At 57.7% G+C, this 18,685-nt stretch carries 15 protein-coding genes and 1 other annotated feature; of the genes, 4 read left to right on the top strand and 11 right to left on the bottom strand.

From position 1 onward, the window contains the following. Positions 1 to 65: 65 nt before the first annotated feature. Positions 66 to 1,718, bottom strand: coding sequence for a bifunctional UDP-sugar hydrolase/5'-nucleotidase UshA (ushA, locus tag L362_RS21615; protein WP_021241624.1), 1,653 nt, complete (start codon positions 1,716 to 1,718; stop codon positions 66 to 68). A 169-nt stretch (positions 1,719 to 1,887) separates the two neighbouring features. On the opposite strand from ushA, the gene L362_RS21620 reads away from it, so the two are divergent. Together L362_RS21620 and ybaL are read left to right on the top strand one after the other, a co-directional pair. Continuing rightward, positions 1,888 to 3,096, top strand: coding sequence for an MFS transporter (locus L362_RS21620; RefSeq protein ID WP_023326815.1), 1,209 nt, complete (start codon positions 1,888 to 1,890; stop codon positions 3,094 to 3,096). Positions 3,097 to 3,328: 232 nt separating this feature from the next. Next, the gene (ybaL, locus tag L362_RS21625; protein WP_008499303.1) at positions 3,329 to 5,005 is read left to right on the top strand and encodes a YbaL family putative K(+) efflux transporter; all 1,677 of its coding nucleotides are present in this window, start codon (positions 3,329 to 3,331) and stop codon (positions 5,003 to 5,005) included. 93 nt (positions 5,006 to 5,098) lie between these two features. Here the strand turns inward: ybaL and L362_RS21630 are convergent, their stop codons facing one another. The 9 genes from L362_RS21630 to L362_RS21670 all read right to left on the bottom strand — a co-directional run bounded on the left by L362_RS21630 (position 5,099) and on the right by L362_RS21670 (position 14,467). Then, a complete protein-coding gene (locus tag L362_RS21630) occupies positions 5,099 to 6,403 on the bottom strand; it encodes an inosine/guanosine kinase (RefSeq protein WP_021241626.1) in 1,305 nt (434 codons plus the stop codon). A 62-nt stretch (positions 6,404 to 6,465) separates the two neighbouring features. Then, positions 6,466 to 7,428: a ferrochelatase gene (gene hemH, locus L362_RS21635; RefSeq protein ID WP_023343508.1), complete on the bottom strand. Its 963-nt coding sequence runs from the start codon at positions 7,426 to 7,428 to the stop codon at positions 6,466 to 6,468. Positions 7,429 to 7,552: 124 nt separating this feature from the next. Continuing rightward, a complete protein-coding gene (gene adk, locus L362_RS21640) occupies positions 7,553 to 8,197 on the bottom strand; it encodes an adenylate kinase (protein ID WP_006809841.1) in 645 nt (214 codons plus the stop codon). Between the two features lie 195 nt (positions 8,198 to 8,392). Continuing rightward, entirely contained in the window at positions 8,393 to 10,267 is a 1,875-nt protein-coding gene (htpG, locus tag L362_RS21645; protein WP_023343507.1) for a molecular chaperone HtpG, read from the bottom strand. Positions 10,268 to 10,377: 110 nt separating this feature from the next. Next, positions 10,378 to 10,983 carry a recombination mediator RecR gene (gene recR / locus L362_RS21650; RefSeq protein ID WP_008499298.1) on the bottom strand — a complete coding sequence of 202 codons (606 nt, stop codon included), beginning with the start codon at positions 10,981 to 10,983 and terminating at the stop codon, positions 10,378 to 10,380. After that, positions 10,983 to 11,315, bottom strand: a complete 333-nt coding sequence (locus L362_RS21655) for a YbaB/EbfC family nucleoid-associated protein (RefSeq protein WP_003858972.1) — start codon at positions 11,313 to 11,315, stop codon at positions 10,983 to 10,985. Before L362_RS21655 ends, recR begins: the two co-directional genes overlap by 1 nt. Before the next feature lie 54 nt (positions 11,316 to 11,369). Next, the gene (dnaX, locus tag L362_RS21660) at positions 11,370 to 13,298 is read right to left on the bottom strand and encodes a DNA polymerase III subunit gamma/tau (RefSeq protein WP_023343506.1); all 1,929 of its coding nucleotides are present in this window, start codon (positions 13,296 to 13,298) and stop codon (positions 11,370 to 11,372) included. Further along, positions 11,976 to 12,040: a sequence feature (DnaX frameshifting element), on the bottom strand. (Overlaps the previous gene by 65 nt.) A gap of 88 nt (positions 13,299 to 13,386) precedes the next feature. Then, positions 13,387 to 13,938, bottom strand: a complete 552-nt coding sequence (gene apt, locus L362_RS21665) for an adenine phosphoribosyltransferase (RefSeq protein ID WP_023343505.1) — start codon at positions 13,936 to 13,938, stop codon at positions 13,387 to 13,389. Positions 13,939 to 14,089: 151 nt separating this feature from the next. Beyond that, positions 14,090 to 14,467, bottom strand: coding sequence for a DUF454 family protein (locus L362_RS21670; RefSeq protein WP_008499296.1), 378 nt, complete (start codon positions 14,465 to 14,467; stop codon positions 14,090 to 14,092). A 50-nt stretch (positions 14,468 to 14,517) separates the two neighbouring features. Here L362_RS21670 and priC point away from each other — a divergent pair, with 50 nt between their 5' ends. Next, positions 14,518 to 15,045, top strand: coding sequence for a primosomal replication protein N'' (gene priC, locus L362_RS21675; protein ID WP_023293139.1), 528 nt, complete (start codon positions 14,518 to 14,520; stop codon positions 15,043 to 15,045). 14 nt (positions 15,046 to 15,059) lie between these two features. Beyond that, complete coding sequence (rsmS, locus tag L362_RS21680) at positions 15,060 to 15,236, top strand: pleiotropic regulatory protein RsmS (RefSeq protein WP_023343504.1); 177 nt, start codon at positions 15,060 to 15,062, stop codon at positions 15,234 to 15,236. Position 15,237: 1 nt separating this feature from the next. Here rsmS and mscK read toward each other — a convergent pair whose 3' ends face one another. Next, on the bottom strand, positions 15,238 to 18,585 hold the full coding sequence (gene mscK, locus L362_RS21685; protein WP_023293140.1) for a mechanosensitive channel MscK: 3,348 nt from the start codon (positions 18,583 to 18,585) through the stop codon (positions 15,238 to 15,240). Positions 18,586 to 18,685: the final 100 nt, after the last annotated feature.

Genomic DNA, 18,685 nt, shown 5'->3' with positions numbered 1-18,685 from the left:
TACCGGGCCTACGATTCGAATGTAGGCCGGGTAAGGCGAAGCCGCCACCCGGCAACACAACCGCACTACTGCCAGCTCACCTCGCCTTTCGGCTCATACGCATTCACGTCAATCGGCGAATTCTGCTCGATATATTGCTTCAGCACTTCTGCATCGATAAAGCCGGTGTTCACGTATCCCGGTTTATTATCAATATGCGGATAGCCGTCGCCGCCGGTAGCGTTAAAGCTTAACGTCGCCAGACGGTACGTTTTCGCCGGGTCAACCGGTTCGCCTTTGATCTTCAGGTCGTTAAGCTTGCCGTCTTTCGCTACGAAGCTCACGTTGGCAAACTGCGGATAGGCCCCGGAATCCGGCTTCATCTGCGCCACGGCGGTCAGGTACTCAACAACCTCTTTCCCGCTCATGTCGGCATAAACCACCACGTTACCGAACGGCTGCACCTTCAGAACGTCTTTATAGGTGATGTTTCCGCCTTCGATGGAATCACGAATGCCGCCGCCGCTCATCACGCCAAAATCAGCCCCGGTGCGCGCCATTTGCGCCGCCAGCACCAGGTGGCCCATGTTGGTCTGCACGAAGCGAACTTTACTGCGATCCCCCTCCAGACGACCGTTCAGCGTACCGATTTTCACATCCAGCTGCGCCTTGCCTTTGTTCTGGAACGGCGTCAGCAGGGAGAGCATCTGCTGGTTTTCTGGAATCTCTGGGGTGTAAAGTACGCGCTCGCTTTTCCCGTCCGGGTAGGTGACCTTCTTCTTCAGGTTGACCGGAATGAGCTGATAGTGCACCAGCTTCATCTCGCCGTTACGGAACTCGAAGTCCGCCCGGCCTACGTATTTCCCCCACTCGTGCGCCTGCACAATCCAGATACCGTTCTGACGATCTGGTGCACACGGCGTGCCCGGCACGTAGTCCACCTGCTTTTTGTTCTCGGATGCCATACACACTGGATCTTGTGAGTGACCACCCACAATCATCGCCAGCGAGCCCGCCGGCAGGCTGCGCGCCATCTCCACGTCGCCCGGCGCATTGGAGCCGTGCTCACCGTTGTCGTAGTGCCCCATGTGGGTGGTGGCGATAATCACGTCCGGCTTTTCGTTTTGCTGCAGCTCCTGAATCACCAGCTTCGCTTCGTCTGCCGGTTTGCGGAATTCGATATCGGTGAAGAACTCAGGGTTGCCAATTTTCGCCGTGTCGTCGGTGGTTAAGCCGATGACCGCGATCTTCAGATCCTGACGCTTAAACAGCGCCCACGGCTTGAACAGGCGTTCGCCGGTGCTTTTCTGGTAAATGTTGGCAGAGAGGAACGGGAATTTGGCCCACTTCTCCTGCTGACGCAGGACGCTCAGCGGATTATCAAACTCATGGTTACCGACGGCCATCGCGTCGTAGCCAATCAGGTTCATGCCGCGGAAATCGGGCTCGGCGTCCTGCAAATCGGATTCCGGCACGCCGGTATTGATATCGCCTCCCGACAGCAGCAGCACGCTGCCGCCCTGGGCCGCCACCTCTTTACGAATGCCGTCCACCAGCGTTTTTTGCGCCGACAGGCCATATTCGCCGTATTCACTGCGCCAGAAATGACCGTGGTGATCGTTGGTATGCAGAATGGTGATTTTATAGGTTTTGTCTTTTTCATACGCCTGCACGGGCAGGCTTACCAGCCCCCACGCCGCGATGAGCGCCAGCGCGACGCCCCGCTTCATTAACTTCATCTTCTCTCTCCCTGACCAATAGACAAAGGCAGAAATTACAGTGACTAATAAGAATAGACAAATAAGTTTTCAGAATTGCGACTTTCTTCAAATGTCCCGGGCGGGTATGTTAGTCGGATAATAATTACACCCTGCATCGCTAATAACTCAAGACGTGGTAATTCTCTCTATGGCAATCAGTGACTCAACCCAGCCCGTTCCGGGCGCGCCGACGTCGCGCACCTCCTTTAAAGTCTTAGGCGCAATCAGTCTCTCGCACCTGCTCAACGACATGATCCAGTCGTTGATTCTGGCTATTTATCCGCTGCTGCAGTCCGAGTTCTCACTCACCTTCGTGCAGATTGGGATGATCACCCTGACCTTCCAGCTGGCTTCCTCGCTGCTGCAGCCGGTGGTGGGCTACTGGACGGACAAATACCCGATGCCGTGGTCGCTGCCCATCGGCATGTGCTTTACCCTAAGCGGGCTGGTGCTGCTGGCCATGGCCGGAAGTTTTGAAGCCGTGCTGATTGCCGCCGCACTGGTAGGCACCGGCTCGTCCGTTTTCCATCCGGAGTCTTCCCGCGTGGCGCGTATGGCGTCCGGCGGTCGTCATGGCCTGGCGCAGTCCCTGTTCCAGGTAGGCGGTAACTTCGGTAGCTCCCTCGGCCCGCTGCTGGCGGCAGTGATTATCGCCCCGTACGGCAAAGGCAACGTGGCCTGGTTTGTGCTGGCCGCGCTGCTGGCGATTATCGTGCTGGCGCAGATCAGCCGCTGGTATGCCGCTCAGCATCGGGTGAATAAAGGAAAACCTAAAGCGAAGGTGATCAATCCCCTGCCGCGCAATAAGGTTATCCTCGCGGTTGCCGTCCTGCTGGTGCTGATTTTCTCGAAATACTTCTATATGGCGAGCATCAGCAGCTATTACACCTTTTATCTGATGCAAAAATTCGGATTATCGGTACAAAACGCGCAGATCCACCTGTTTGCCTTCCTGTTCGCGGTGGCCGCAGGGACGGTAATTGGCGGGCCGGTGGGCGATAAGATTGGCCGTAAATATGTCATTTGGGGCTCTATCCTCGGCGTAGCGCCTTTTACCCTCATTTTGCCGTACGCCAGCCTTGAATGGACGGGGATTTTGACCGTGATTATTGGTTTTATTCTCGCCTCCGCGTTTTCCGCCATTCTGGTCTATGCCCAGGAGCTGCTGCCCGGACGTATCGGTATGGTTTCCGGACTGTTTTTCGGTTTCGCCTTCGGCATGGGCGGGCTGGGTGCAGCGGTGTTAGGGATGGTTGCGGATCACACCAGCATCTTCCTGGTTTATAAAATCTGCGCTTTCCTGCCACTTCTTGGCATGTTGACCATATTCCTGCCTGATAACCGCCATAAAGCGTGAATTACGGGTAGCTAAACTTATGCTTTAGCTACCTGATACCCTTATACCATAAGGGTTTCCTCTTCATCCCCGCGCTGAATTTATCAAAATGCGCTTTTTTACGTGCATATTGCTGTTTTATTCAAACTTCAACAATTATTCATAAACATAAGGGTAAAAATTGTCATAAACTATTACCTGGTTTTTTGGTATTCACGCCAAAAATGGAACACTCACCACGAAAGGAGACGGAATGCACCACGCCACACCGCTTATCACCACCATTGTTGGTGGACTTGTGCTCGCTTTTATTCTCGGCATGATTGCCAATAAGCTGCGTATTTCTCCTCTTGTCGGCTATCTGCTGGCAGGTGTGCTGGCGGGACCGTTTACGCCAGGTTTTGTTGCGGATACCAAACTGGCCCCTGAGCTGGCGGAATTGGGCGTGATTCTGCTGATGTTCGGCGTCGGCCTGCACTTCTCCCTGAAGGATTTGATGGCGGTAAAGTCGATTGCCATACCGGGAGCGATCGCCCAGATAGGGGTGGCGACGCTGCTTGGGATGGCGCTTTCGGCCGTGCTGGGCTGGTCGCTGATGACCGGTATCGTATTTGGGCTGTGTCTTTCAACCGCCAGTACCGTGGTGCTGCTGCGCGCGCTTGAGGAGAGACAGCTGATAGACAGCCAGCGCGGACAGATCGCGATAGGCTGGCTGATTGTGGAAGATCTGGTGATGGTCCTGACGCTGGTGCTGCTGCCCGCCGTCGCCGGCATGATGGAAAAAGACAATATCGGCTTCGCCTCGCTGGCGCTGGATATGAGCATCACCATCGGGAAGGTGGTGGCGTTTATCGCCATCATGATGCTGGTGGGTCGCCGTCTGGTGCCGTGGATCATGTCCCGCAGTGCGGCGACCGGATCCCGCGAGCTGTTTACCCTCTCCGTGCTGGCGCTGGCGCTCGGTATCGCCTTTGGCGCCGTTGAGCTGTTTGATGTCTCCTTCGCGCTGGGCGCGTTCTTTGCCGGGATGGTGCTGAACGAATCCGAGCTGAGCCACCGCGCCGCACATGACACCCTGCCGCTGCGCGACGCCTTTGCCGTGCTGTTCTTCGTCTCCGTCGGGATGCTGTTTGACCCGCTTATTCTGATCCAGCAGCCGCTGGCCGTGCTGGGCACGCTGGCGATCATTATCTTTGGTAAGTCGCTCGCCGCTTTCTTCCTGGTGCGAATGTTCGGCCACTCTCCGCGGACGGCGCTGACCATTGCCGCCAGCCTGGCGCAGATTGGCGAGTTCGCCTTTATTCTGGCCGGTCTGGGCATGGCCCTGAACCTGCTGCCGCAGGCCGGACAAAACCTGGTGCTGGCGGGGGCGATCCTGTCAATTATGCTGAACCCGGTGCTGTTTGCCCTGCTGGAAAAATACCTCGATAAAACCGAAACGCTGGAAGAGCAGACGCTGGAGGAGGCCATCGAAGAAGAGAAGCAGATCCCGGTCGATATTTGCAATCACGCCCTGCTGGTCGGCTTTGGCCGCGTCGGCAGCCTGCTTGGCGAGAAGCTGATGGCGCAGGGCATTCCGCTGGTGGTAATTGAAACGTCACGCACCCGCGTTGACGAGCTGCGCGAGCGCGGTATTCGTGCGGTGCTGGGCAATGCGGCGAACGAAGAGATCATGGAGCTGGCGCATCTGGACTGCGCCCGCTGGCTGCTGCTGACCATTCCCAACGGCTATGAGGCGGGTGAGATTGTCGCCTCCGCGCGCGCGAAGTGTCCAAACATTGAGATTATCGCCCGGGCGCACTACGACGACGAGGTAGATTACATTACCGAGCGCGGTGCGGATAAGGTGGTGATGGGCGAGCGCGAGATTGCTAACACCATGCTGACGCTGCTGGAAAAACCGCCGGTTGAAGAGGCGGTGACGGGTTAAGTTTTGTGCGGCCTGATGCCCTCACCCTGGCCCTCTCCCACAGGGAGAGGGAACAAACACTAAAAACGGCAACCACAGGTTGCCGTTTTGCTTTTACCTGTCCCAGTACGCCTCTTCGAGGCTGTCTTCCCGTTCCGGCAGGCCACGCGTTAAGCGCGGTGAGTGCTGGTTCAGCACCTGATAGCTTACGCGGTTGGCGTACTTGCATACCTGCGCCAGCGACGAATAGGTCAGCCAGCTGAACTTGTGCTTGCTGGAATTTGGCACGTTGGTTTTGTGGTAGGCGTTAGCGGTGATGTCGTGCAGCAGCGCGGCCAGCGCGCCGTCGCCCGCGCCGTTGGTGTTCATGATCTTCTCCGGCCCGCCCATGTAAGGGGCGATGTGCGAGTAGATACGCAGCGGATTAACACAGTCTTTAAAACGCATGCCGCGGCTGAACTCGTACTGGTTGAACTCGGCAATCGCGCCGGGCAGCAGCGGATGCTGGGTTTTGCGTTTGCTCTCTTCTTCGGTGAAGCCAGCCATATACAGCCCAACCGGACCCGCGGTGCAGAGCACCAAATCCACCCAGTCCAGCGCTTTGTCAGACGCCAGCAGTGGATCGCTTTCACCGGTCAGCGCTTCGGCCTCCTCTTCGTTCATCGCCAGAATCGAGACGTGCTCTTTCAGGAACGCCTGCCACCATTCCGGGTTATCGGCAATCACGAATTTGGTGCCCAGCGTTAACACCACCGGCACATCGTACTTCTTCGCGTACTCAATCGCCTTCATGGTCGCTTCCGGCATCGGCTCGCCCGGCTTGCAGCGCACCAGGTAGGAGGTCAGCACCAGCGCCGAGGCGCCCGCGATCACCTCTTCGGGAATGCTGTCCGCGCGCAGCTTGTTCATATGCCCCGGGCTGATGGCAAAGGTCCGCTCGCCGGATTCACCGATCAGCGTAAAGCAGCGGCCAATCGGCCCGTCGACGCCCTGGAGATAGTTCAGATCGGTACGGCTGGAGGTGTTGCACAGGTAGCGATAGGCGTAGCCACCGATTTCAATGTTGCTGCACATTACGCCGAGCAGGACAGAGCGGTCGTCCGCCAGCACGGAGTAGTTGTGCATGGTGTTGCCGATGGTGCCGCCGGCGAACTGATGGGTAATCAGGTTTTCGCGCACCAGCTCCTGGTACAGCGCTTCGGCAACGTCATCTTCAATCACCAGCGAGTGACCGGCGCTCAGACCGTAACGGGCGACAAACGCATCATCCACTTTCGCCTCAATGTCCACCAGCGTCTGATCGATACCGACGACCCACGCCGCGCTGGTTTCATTTTCTGGCTGGATTTGCTGCAGGAGCGGATCGCGGGCATCCACGGGGAAGTAGTGTTTGGATTTGCGTTTACCGGGAAATTTCATGGTCTGAACTGTACGAAGAATATGGGCCGGGAATGGTAGCACAAACCCGGCCCGGAGTGCGATCAGCGACCGTTCGTTACCAGCGAGACCATCATGTCGATATGCTCAGGGGAGTCGTTAAGCGCCGGAATGTACTCGTACTTTTCGCCGCCAGCCTCCAGGAAAAACTCCCGGTTTTGCACCGCGATCTCCTCCAGCGTCTCCAGACAGTCTGCCGAGAAGCCCGGCGACATCACCTGAATGTGCTTCACGCCCTTCTCACCCAGCATTTTGAGGGTTTCATCGGTGTATGGCGTCAGCCACGGCTCGCGGCCGAAGCGCGACTGGAAGGTCATCATCACCTTCTCCGGCGGCAGGCCGAGGGCGGAAACCAGCTCGCGGGTGGTATCGCGGCAGCGCTGCGGGTAATCATCCCCTTCATTGGCGAAACGCTGCGGGATGCCGTGATAGGAGAGCAGCAGCAGATCCGGCTCGCCGTGTTTTTCAAACGACGCGCGCGCGCTGTTGGCGAGCGCCTTGATGTACAGCTCGTTATCCGCGTAGTCGCGAATAAAGGTCACGCCCGGAATGCGGCGGCGAGTCGCCAGAATGCGCGCCAGCTCGTCCCAGACGGCGGCCACCGTCGAGCAGGAGTACTGCGGGTAGAGCGCCAGCACCACGATATGGTCCACGCCCTGCGCCAGCAGCGAGTCCACCGCGCTTTCAAGTGACGGTTTGCCGTAGCTCATGCCGAGCGCGACGGGCATCTCCGGCAGGCGGGCGGCCAGCGCCTTCTCCTGACGACGGCTGTAGACCATCAGCGGCGAGCCCTCTTCCATCCAGACGGACTGATAGAGTTTGGCGACGCGCGGAGAACGGATCGGCAGAATGACGCCACGCAGCAGCGGCCACCACAGCAGTCGCGGAAAATCCACGACGCGCGTGTCGCTTAAAAATTGTCGCAGGTAGCGTTTTACCGCGTCTGATGTAGGTGCTTCTGGAGTGCCCAGATTGGCAAGCAGGATGCCGGTTTTCGCCTGACTCATTCACGCCTCTTAACCATTTGAATGGTTGTCAATTGTAGCGGAAATGCGTTTAAACGAAACCCATTGCTGTAATAGGTAAGATGAGAATTTTTCTCACCCGGTGGCCCGGGTGAGAGAGATGCGATTAGCCGAGGATTTTTTCCAGCTCAGCACGCACGTCAGCCACGGCTTTGGTGCCGTCAACTTTGGCGTATTTGGTGTTACCCGCCTGCGCTTCTTTGGTGTAGTAGCCGATCAGCGGCGCAGTCATCTGATGGTATTCCACCAGGCGCTTGCGCACGGTCTCTTCCTGATCGTCTTTACGGGTGGTCAGCTCTTCGCCGGTCACGTCGTCTTTGCCTTCAACCTTAGGTGGGTTGAATTTGATGTGGTAAACGCGGCCAGAAGCAGCGTGTACGCGGCGGCCAACGATACGGTCAACGATCAGCTCGTCCGGTACGTCGAACTCCAGAACGTAGTCCACGTTGATGCCCGCTTCCTTCATGGCGTCAGCCTGAGGAATGGTACGTGGGAAGCCGTCCAGCAGGAAACCGTTACGGCAGTCTTCCTGAGCAATGCGCTCTTTGACCAGAGCAATTACCAGCTCGTCGGTCACCAGCTTGCCTGCGTCCATGATGTCTTTCGCCTGTTTACCCAGCTCGGAGCCAGATTTAACAGCGGCGCGCAGCATATCACCGGTGGAGATTTGCGGAATACCGTATTTCTCCATGATGAACTGAGCCTGAGTTCCTTTACCCGCGCCCGGAGCGCCAAGCAGAATAATACGCATTGCGAAAATCCCCTCAAAAGTCGTTTCAATTTTTCAAAAGCGCTAAACAATACCACCAGAACGGGCATCGCTCAAGGAAGGCAGGAAGGCTGAAACGGTTAATGGGGGGAGATAATTTGGGATAGTGCGGTCTGGTGCCCTCACCCTGGCCCTCTCCCTCGGGGAGAGGGAGAAGACCAGGAGAGGCGTGGTCAATTACGCCAGCAGCAGCGCATTCACACGTTTAATGAAGAGGTTAGGATCTTCCAGCGTGCCGCGTTCGGCCAGCAGGGACTGATCCAGCAGGAGTTCAACCCACTCGGCAAAGCGGGCGTCGTCCTGGGTATCCGCCGCGCGTTTCACCAGCGGATGATCCGGATTAAGCTCAAAGATATATTTCACTTCCGGTACCGCCTGGCCCGCCGCGGCGAACAGCTTCGCCATCTGGGTGCTCATTTCGTCGGCATCGGTGGTGACAATGGCCGGAGTGTCGGTCAGACGGTGAGTGAAACGCACCTCTTTCACGCGGTCGCCCAGCAGGGTTTTCACGCGCTCAATGAACGGCTCCAGCGCCTTCTCGGCTTCTTTCGCATTTTCATCCACTTCATCTGCCAGCTTGTCGATGGACTCATCGGCTTTGGCAACGGACTGGAACGCCTTACCGTCGAACTCGGTCAGGTAGTTCATCATCCACTCGTCGATGCGGTCGGAAAGCAGCAGCACTTCGATGCCTTTCTTACGCAGCAGCTCCAGGTGCGGGCTGCTCTTCGCCGCGGCGTAGCTGTCGGCGGTGATGTAGTAGATCTTCTCCTGCCCTTCCTTCATACGGGAGATGTACTCTTCCAGCGACACGGTCTGCGCGGAGGAGTCGGTGTGCGTAGAAGCAAAGCGCAGCAGTTTGGCGATGGTTTCAACGTTCGCCATGTCTTCAGCCGGGCCTTCTTTCAGCACCAGACCGAACTGTTTCCAGAAGGTCTGATATTTTTCCGCATCGTCTTTCGCCAGTTTTTCCAGCATCTGCAGCGCACGTTTGGTCAGGGCGTTGCGCAGGTTACGGGTGACGGTGCTGTCCTGCAGAATTTCGCGGGAGACGTTCAGCGGCAGATCGTTGGAATCGATCAGGCCGCGCACAAAGCGCAGATAGTTCGGCATGAACTGCTCGGCGTCGTCCATGATGAATACGCGCTGCACGTACAGCTTCAGGCCATGCTTGTGATCGCGGTTCCACATGTCCCACGGCGCCTGTGCCGGGATGTACAGCAGGCTGGTGTACTCCTGCTTACCTTCCACACGGTTGTGGCTCCAGGTCAGCGGGTCGGTAAAGTCGTGGGCGATGTGCTTGTAGAATTCGTTGTACTCGTCGTCTTTAATCTCAGACTTGTTGCGCGTCCACAGCGCCTGCGCCTTGTTGATTTTCTCCCAGGAAACCACGGTTTCACCGTCTTTCTCTTCCTGTTTTTCAATCTCTACCGGCAGCGCGATGTGATCGGAGTACTTGCTGATGATGGAGCGCACGCGCCAGTCGTTCAGGAAATCATCTTCCCCTTCACGCAGGTGCAGGGTGATTTCGGTGCCGCGGTCCGCTTTGGTGATGTCATCAACGGTGTATTCGCCTTCCCCTTTGGATTCCCACAGCACGCCGTTCTCGGCGCTGTCGCATGCCGCACGGGTGCGCACGGTGACTTTGTCCGCCACGATGAACGCCGAGTAGAAACCGACGCCGAACTGGCCGATCAGCTGGCTGTCTTTCGCCTGGTCAGAGCCCATGGACTCCAGGAACGCCTTGGTGCCGGATTTCGCGATGGTCCCGAGGTGGTCGATCACCTCGTCGCGGTTCATCCCGATGCCGTTATCGGCGATGGTCAGGGTGCGGTTCTCTTTATTAAACGAGACGCGCACGCGCAGCTCGCCGTCGCCTTCGTACAGATCCGGGTTAGACAGCGCGCGGAAGCGCAGCTTGTCCGCCGCATCCGAGGCGTTGGAAATCAGCTCACGCAGGAAAATTTCTTTGTTGGAATACAGGGAATGGATCATCAGGTGCAGAAGCTGTTTTACTTCTGACTGGAAACCACGGGTTTCTTGTCCTTTCATCTATGTCGACCTCAACAATGCCATTTAATGGGGTTTTAAAACGTTGAGGGAGAGATGGGGATACGGGGGGAAATTTTCAAGCGGAGGCGGCGCGCGCAGCCTCCGTTTGGTCAGAAAATAATCTTGTGACGTCCGGCCAGAGAGTGCGACAGCGTGGTGCCGTCGACCATCTCCAGCTCGCCGCCGACCGGCACGCCGTGGGCGATGCGGCTGGCGTCAACGCCATACTGCGAGCACAGTTCGGCGATGTAGTTGGCGGTTGCCTCCCCTTCCACCGTGGGGTTGGTGGCGAGGATCACCTCTTTGATGGTTTCAGACTCGAGACGCTGTTCAAGGCGGTCAAGACCGATATCGTCCGGGCCGATGCCGTCCAGCGGGGAGAGATGCCCCATCAGCACGAAGTAGCGCCCGGAAAACTGCCCGGTTTGTTCGATGGCGTAGATGTCCGCCGGACTCTCCACCACGCAAATCTGACCGTTTTCCTGACGACGCGGGTTCGTACAGATGTTACACACGTCCTGCTCGGTAAAGGTGCGGCAATCCGCACAGTGACCAATTTCTGACATGGCGCGGGTCAGAGCCTGCGCCAGGCGCATCCCGCCGCTGCGGTCGCGCTGCAATAGCGTAAACGCCATGCGCTGCGCCGACTTCGGGCCAACGCCCGGCAGGCAGCGCAGTGCTTCCATTAACTGCGTGAGCAGCGGACTGGTTTGCATCAGAATGGCATCTTGAAGCCAGGCGGCAGCTGCATGCCGCTGGAAACGGAGGCCATTTTCTCTTTCTGGGTTTCGTCGATACGGCGAGCGGCATCGTTAAACGCGGCTGCAACCAGATCTTCCAGCATCTCTTTGTCGTCTTCGAGCAGGCTCGGGTCGATTTCCACGCGACGGCAGTTGTGCGCACCGTTGATGGTCACCTTGACCAGACCGGCACCGGACTCACCCGTGACTTCCAGCTGAGCGATCTCTTCCTGCATCTTCTGCATTTTTTCCTGCATCTGCTGAGCCTGCTTCATCAGGCCACCCAGACCGCCTTTTCCACCAAACATAGGCTTCTCTCTTCTTTCACGTTTAAGGATTACAACCGTAAGTCAGACTCACGATCAAATGGGGCGAATACTCTCTTCATCCAGATCGGCGTCGAAGAACCGGCGCAGGGTCTGAATGTTGTTATCCGCAATTATCGCCTCGCGCGCCTGCGCGAGCTTCTCTTCATAAATGGCCTGGCGCCACTCGAGCGGCGTTTTCACTGCCGGATTATCATCTTCAATGATAGTCAATTCAACCGGTGCACCCTGTAATGTGGCGAGCGCCTCGGCCAGCGCCTTTTGCGCGCCAGGGGAATTGAGGTGCCGCTGGCCCGGACGGAGGTGCAGACGCACCTGATTGCCGTCCTGCTCTTTCCAGGCGTTCAGCGCGACCTGCTCCACCAGCTTCGGCAGCTGGAGTTTGCTGACCTCTGCGGCCCAGGCGTCACGCGCAATGGACTCTTCGGCAAGCTTCGCAGCCAGCTCCGGCGTTTTTTCATGCTCCAGCGCCTTTTTCAGCGCTTTCGGCGTGGCAACCTCTTCCTTCACCGTTTCGGTGATGGTGGTTGCCTTCCAGCGGTAAGCCTCTTCTTTCACCGGGGCTTTTTGCTCGAGCGCGGACGGTGCCGGACGCGACTGTACGCGCTCCGTTACCGAGGCCAGTCGTTCAAGCGCGGCGTTGTTCACCGGCCGCGCTCTTCCTGGCGCTGCCGGTTCACTCTTTTTTGGTTTGGTTACTCCCTGCGCACGCTGCAGCTGGCTGCGCGCGGCAAGCACCGAACTGGTGGCATCCGACAGCGGTACGTTCTGCTGCGGTGGCGGCGTCGGCTGCGGCGGCACCTGCTGCGGTGACATCACCGCCGTCGGCGCAACCGGGGCGAAAGACTGTCGGGGCACGTCCGGCTCCGGCAGCGGCATGCGCGGGTGGAACGCCAGCGCGCGCAGCAGCGTCATTTCAACGCCCATCCGCGGATCCGGCGCAAACGGTAGCTCTTTGCGACCAATCAGCAGCGTCTGGTAATAAAGCTGCACGTCGGCAGGCGGCACGGTGCGGGCAAGCTCACGCATCCGCTGTTCAATGGCGGCCATATCCGCACCAATGGCGGAGGGAGAAAGCTGCAGCATTGCCACCCGGTGCAGCAGGCTGAGCATCTCAACCAGCAGCCCTTCCCACTCAATACCGCGGGCTGCGGCCGCGTTCACCAGCGACATCACGCGTTCGCCGTTAGCGGCAATCATCGCTTCGATAAGCGACAGCGCCTGATCGTCATCCAGCGTGCCGAGCATGGTGCTGACCGCCTCGGTGGAGAGTTTGCCGTCACCGCTGGCAATCGCCTGATCGGTCAGACTGAGCGCATCGCGCAGGCTGCCGTCCGCCGCGCGGGCCAGCAGCTGCAGGGCGCGCGATTCGTGGACAATGTTCTCTTCATCGAGAATGTGCTCGAGCTGCGTACGGATCTGCTCAACGTCCAGCGCCTTCAGGTGGAACTGCAGGCAGCGCGATAAAATCGTGACCGGCAGCTTTTGCGGATCGGTGGTCGCCAGCAGGAACTTCACGTGCGCGGGCGGCTCTTCCAGCGTCTTCAGCAGGGCGTTGAAGCTGTGGCGCGAGAGCATGTGCACTTCATCGATCAGGTAGACCTTGAAGCGGCCGCGCGCCGGGGCGTACTGGACGTTGTCCAGCAGGTCGCGGGTATCTTCCACTTTGGTGCGCGAAGCGGCGTCGATCTCGATCAGATCGACAAAACGCCCCTGCTCGATCTCCCGGCAGTTATCACACACGCCGCACGGCGTGGCGGTGATCCCGGTTTCGCAGTTGAGACCTTTTGCCAGCAAACGGGCAATAGAGGTCTTACCGACGCCGCGGGTGCCGGAAAAAAGATAGGCGTGATGGATGCGACCTAGCGACAAGCCGTTCGCCAGGGCCGTCAGCACATGTTCCTGACCGACAACGTCAGCAAAGGTTTGTGGTCGCCATTTACGGGCTAACACCTGATAACTCATGGGCAGGCTCTGCAACGCTGGAAGGTGAATTTATGGAGGGGAATGCTATCACAACCTCACCCATTGAGCGAGGTTGTGAAAACCGGGATTAGTGACCCGGGAAAGGCACCAGGCTATAGCTGGTAATGCCCTGTTTTTCCAGGCGCTGTTCACCGCCGAGATCGAACAGGTTGATGATGAAGGCCGAGTCGGTCACTTCCCCACCCAGACGGCGGATCAGCTTCACGGTCGCTTCAATGGTTCCGCCGGTTGCCAGCAGATCGTCGACCACCAGCACTTTGTCGCCAGGCTTGATCGCGTCAACGTGGATCTCCAGCTGATCGGTGCCGTACTCCAGCTCGTAGCTTTCTGCGATGGTTTCACGCGGCAGTTTGCGCGGCTTACGCACCGGCACAAAACCCACGCCCATTGCCAGCGCAACCGGTGCGCCAAACAGGAAGCCACGGGCTTCGGTACCTACTACTTTGGTGATCCCGGCGTTTTTGTAACGCTCGACCAGCAGTTCAATGCTGAGTGCGTACGCTTTCGGGTCTTCCAGCAAGCTGGTGACATCACGGAAAAGAATGCCAGGCTTTGGGTAGTCCCGGATGCTTTTGATGCTGTTTTTCAGATATTCAAGCTGCTGTGCAGTTGCGGTCATCGGTTTGTGCCTAAATGAAACAGTGTTACTCACAGCGCGCAACGAGTCGGCCAAGGCAACAATTGTTTAACCTTTGACCAGGCGCACCTGTGCTCGAAAACGGTCGAATTTACTGGCTGCGCGTGATAATTGCAACAGCCATGATGAGGCTTCAGTGCTTTTGTTGCTTTTCATCAACCACGGGGATCCGCCACATAAAGATAAGCAGGCAGGAGAGAATGATCAGCAGCAGGATCCGCACCCACATCATTTTCACCAGCCATAATGAAATGGCGAAGGTAATGAGGATCACCGCGATCGCGCGCGGCTTGGCGCCTGGAGGCATGGCACGGTGTTTTTGCCAGTGGCGTAAGTACCCGCCAAACCATGAGCGGTAGAGCAGCCAGTGGTGAAAACGCGGCGACGAGCGGGCGAAACACCAGGCCGCCAGCAGGATAAACGGCGTGGTCGGCAGCAGGGGTAATACTACACCCAGCGTGCCCAGCACTACCGCAAGCCAGCCAATGATGATTAAAATAGTACGCTGCATAATGCGAATCGTTATCAAACTGAACGGCTACTTTACCACTGGAGAGCGCCTTGAAAACAGCACTGCTTCTTGAGAGGCTGCAAAATCAGCTGATCGCTCTGCGGGCGCAGGCCACGCCGCTGATGGGGCACGCCACGCTGAAGCCGCGCTTTGACCGGCAGCTTTTTCGTACCCGCAGCACCGTCATTCAGGATTACCTGGCTGAAGCGCAGACGAACCTCGACGAGCTTCGCCATGCGGTTGAGAATGAACAACAGGAACAGGTGGCGTGGCTTGCAGAGCATCTCACCGAGCAGATCACCGCACTGCATCGCGAAATCGCCGCCTGGCCGCTGCGCGCCTGGGACAGCGCCTCGCCGGGGCTCGGCAAATGGCAGCGCAAGCGGCTCGAGAACCAGGAGTTTGAGCGCCGGCTGTTTGAGATGAAGCGTGAACGCGAGGTGCGTCTGAACAACAGCGAAACGCTGGAAGAGCAGCAGCTATTGATGCGCGAGATTAGCGCGCTGGAAGGACGCATCGTCCGCTGCCGTCAGGCGCTGGATGACATTGAACGCGTCATAGAACGTTTGACCCGTTAACAGGAGCCACACCCATGTCACTGGAAAATGCACCCGATGAGGTCAAGCTGGCCGTCGATTTGATTATGCTGCTGGAGAATCATGAGATCCCCGCCGAGACGGTGCTTAAGGCGCTGGAGATTGTGCGGCGGGATTTTGAGGGGAAACTTCCCCCTCACCCTAACCCTCTCCCACAGGGAGAGGGAAAATAGATTAAGCCGGAGTCGGGTCATCACCCTTAATGTCGCGCTTCACTTCCGTATGCTCATCACCTTTCTCGTTACGCAGGTGAACCTCAAGCTGGTTGAAGGCGATATTAATATCGTTTTCACGGCACAGACGATCGATAGAGCGGTTAAGCTCATCCACCGTGTAGCTGCGGTCACGCAGTTCACGCACGTATAAACGCAGCTCGTGATCAAGCGTACTCGGCCCAAAGGTGGTGAAGAAGACTGCCGGGGCCGGATCGTGCATCACTTTCGGATGCTCAGACGCCGCCTTCAGCAGCACCTCTTTCACCTTATCCAGATCCGATCCATAGGCCACGCCCAGGCGGATCACCACGCGCGTCACCGTATCGGAAAGCGACCAGTTGATCAGACGCTCGGTCACGAACGCTTTGTTTGGGATGATCACCTCTTTGCGATCGAAGTCGGTGATGGTGGTGGCACGAATGCGGATCTTGCTGACCGTTCCCGAGAACGTGCCGATGGTGACGGTATCGCCGATACGTACCGGACGTTCGAACAGGATGATCAGGCCGGACACAAAGTTACCGAAGATCTCCTGCAGGCCAAAACCAAGACCGACCGAGAGGGCGGCCGCCAGCCACTGCAGTTTATCCCACGAGACGCCAAGCGAGCCAAAGACCGTCATCGCTCCGACAATGATGATGACGTAGTTGAGGATCGTGGTAATGGCGTAGGACGCCCCCTGGCGAAGATTCAGACGTGACAGGAGCAGCACTTCGAGCAGGCCTGGCAGGTTGCGGATCAGCGCCCAGGCCACCACCGACGACACCAGCGCAAACAGCAGGCTGCCCATGGTCACGCTTTTCATGACCGCCGCGCCGGCTTCGGTTCCGTTGTATTGCCAGAGGGTAATACTGTCGAGATAGGCGAAAACGGTAATAAGATCGGACCAGATCGCCCAGAACATCACCGCAAACAGGGCGATCATCACCAGCATGGTGATGCGCAGTGTCTGCTGGTTAACCTGCTCCAGCGCGATGGTCGGCTCTTCCTGCGGCTCAGCGCCTTCAGCCCCCTCTTTCACCTGATGCTGACGACGCGCGATGGCGCGGCGATAGGCAATGCGGCGCGCCGCCACGCTCAGGCCGCGCAGTACGGTCTGATAGAGCAGGTTCCAGACGATCACCAGATAGACCGTTTCAATCCAGCGCCCGGACAGGCGCAGCGTGGTATAGAAGTAGCCCGTCGCCGTCAGCACCATCAGCGCCAGCGGAATGATCGCCAGCACCGTCACGGTGGCCAGACGAATATTGTGGGACTCTTTATCACGCCAGCTGTCGCGACACATCGGCCACATCAGGATCGCAATCAGCAGCAGGTTCAGCAGGATGACCAGCTGGCCCAGCACGTCATCCATCAGATGCAGCGGGGAAAGCTCAGAGACAACCGACCAGAAGTGCAGCGGCAGCAGCGCCAGGCTGATGCGCACGATCTGACGACGCCAGTGGCTGGTCAGCTGCGCTGGCATGTTGAAATGACGCACCGCCACGCCGTCTTTTTCCAGTACCTTCCAGCACAGGCCAAACACCAGCCAGAACAGCGCCAGTTTTTTACTGAACGCCCACAGCAGATCGCTGACGTTGAGCTGCATAGTGAGCAGAATCAGACCCACGGCCAGAATAATCAGGCACACCGGCAGGGCGCGAATAAGGTCAATCAGAATCGCTTTTGGCGTATGGAGCTGGCTATCGTTGCGCAGCTGCCCTACTTCGGAGGCCAGCTTCGCCTGGTATTTTTTCAGCCAGCCCAGACGCCAGCGGATAAGACCGGCAATCAGCAGCAGCGGCAAACCGGCCAGGAAAGCAATCATTACCGCAGGCCAGGCTTTCTCCCAGTTTACGGTGATCTTCATGCTCTTAATCTGCGTTTTCAGCGTCTCAGGGAAGGATTTAACCCAGTCCCAGTCCATCGGCTTGTTGCTGTTTACCCAGAAAATCTGCTGGGTCAGGATCTCCTGCAGACTTTTCGAGACGCTCACCAGCTGCTGCTGGTTGATTTGCAGGTTAATGGCCATCATCAGCTGGTTACCCAGCTGTTTATTGAGCTGGTCCAGCAGCTCGCGACGCATATCCACGACCTGGAGCAGCGCGTCATGCACTTCCGGGTTCACATCGCTGGAATGCCCCTCTTCAATTTTGGCGACAAAGGTATCGCTCTGAAAAAGGGCATCGCGCTGCTGGTTGACGTCAAACTGCTCCAGACGTAAATCCGCAATGCGGTTGGTCATGTCCTCCAGCTCGTCGGCGGACGGAAGCGTCTGCTGCTGCTGGTAGAGAATACGCGACAGCAGGAGGCTGCCCTTCAGGACCGCGATCTGCTCTTTGATGTTGCGTTCCGCCTGCAGGGCGCGATCCAGCCAGTTCTTCACCTTGATATTTTGCTGAACCAGCGAGTTGCCGTTTTCCGTCGCCAGTATCAGGCGCTGACTGAGCTGATGGTTAGCCTCAAGCTCCTGTTTTACCAGCGGGTTGGCCTGAATACGGGCGGTTTCGTCAGGGGATACGGCCTCCTGGGCGGTTTTTTCCGTCAGGGTCAGGCGCTTGCTGTTAACCGCCTCCTGCAGAAGCTGAAGCTGATGCTCCAGACGATTAATGTTCGCGGTGACGTAATCACGCTGTTTCTGCAGAGTGTCCTGCAGCACCGTATTCCCTTCCAGGCTTTTACGCTGCTGTTCGATCTGCGCATTGAGCAATGACTGCTGAACCAGCAGCAGGGTTTGCTGCGTCGGGCGCAGCGTGCCTTCGCCCACCGTCGTGCCGTTCAGGCGGTTGCGGATCTGCTGCAGCTGCTGAGACGCGGTATACATCGCATTTTGCACGCGCTCGGGCTGGGTTTGCAGGGAGACAAGCTGGCTGTTGTAGGTCGCGAGATCGGACTGCGCGGTTTGCAGATCGTCGAGCAACTGGGCGACGCGCGATTCCAGCTGGCGTAAGGAGAGCGTGGCGAGCGTTTTGCGCGTTTCGTTGTCGTTATCAACGTCACTCAGGGCATTCAGCGACTCCGTCGCTTTGCGCATGTTTTCAGGGGCCTGCGCCACCTTCTGACGAAGCTGGGCGGTTTCAGCCTTAACGCGTTCAATTTTATCCAGCGTTTCCAGCGTTTCCGTCAGGTCCTGCTGCGTCAGTTTTTCCTGAGGAGAGAGTTCTTTTTGTTTGTTCAGCGTGTCGAGCTGCGACTGAACGTCAGCACGCGTGGGAATATCGTTGCTGTTATCGGCGCGGGCCCAGGTCAGCGGCGCCGTGGCGAAGAAAAACAGCATCGCAAAGAGCAATGCAAAAACAGGATGTTGCGAGCGATTGATGGGCAGCATAGTTGTGAATGATGTCAGAAGATGACCGAAAATAGTCCGGCGTGAAGAATATCACGCTCGTCAGATGCAGAATAGCGCGAACGTAAGCCTCTGAGATAAA

The organism is Enterobacter sp. MGH 16, assembly GCF_000493175.1.
Taxonomy (GTDB): Bacteria; Pseudomonadota; Gammaproteobacteria; order Enterobacterales; family Enterobacteriaceae; genus Enterobacter; species Enterobacter roggenkampii.
Note: the sequence above shows the minus strand (reverse complement) of the source record. Positions and strands in the feature narration are given on the sequence as shown.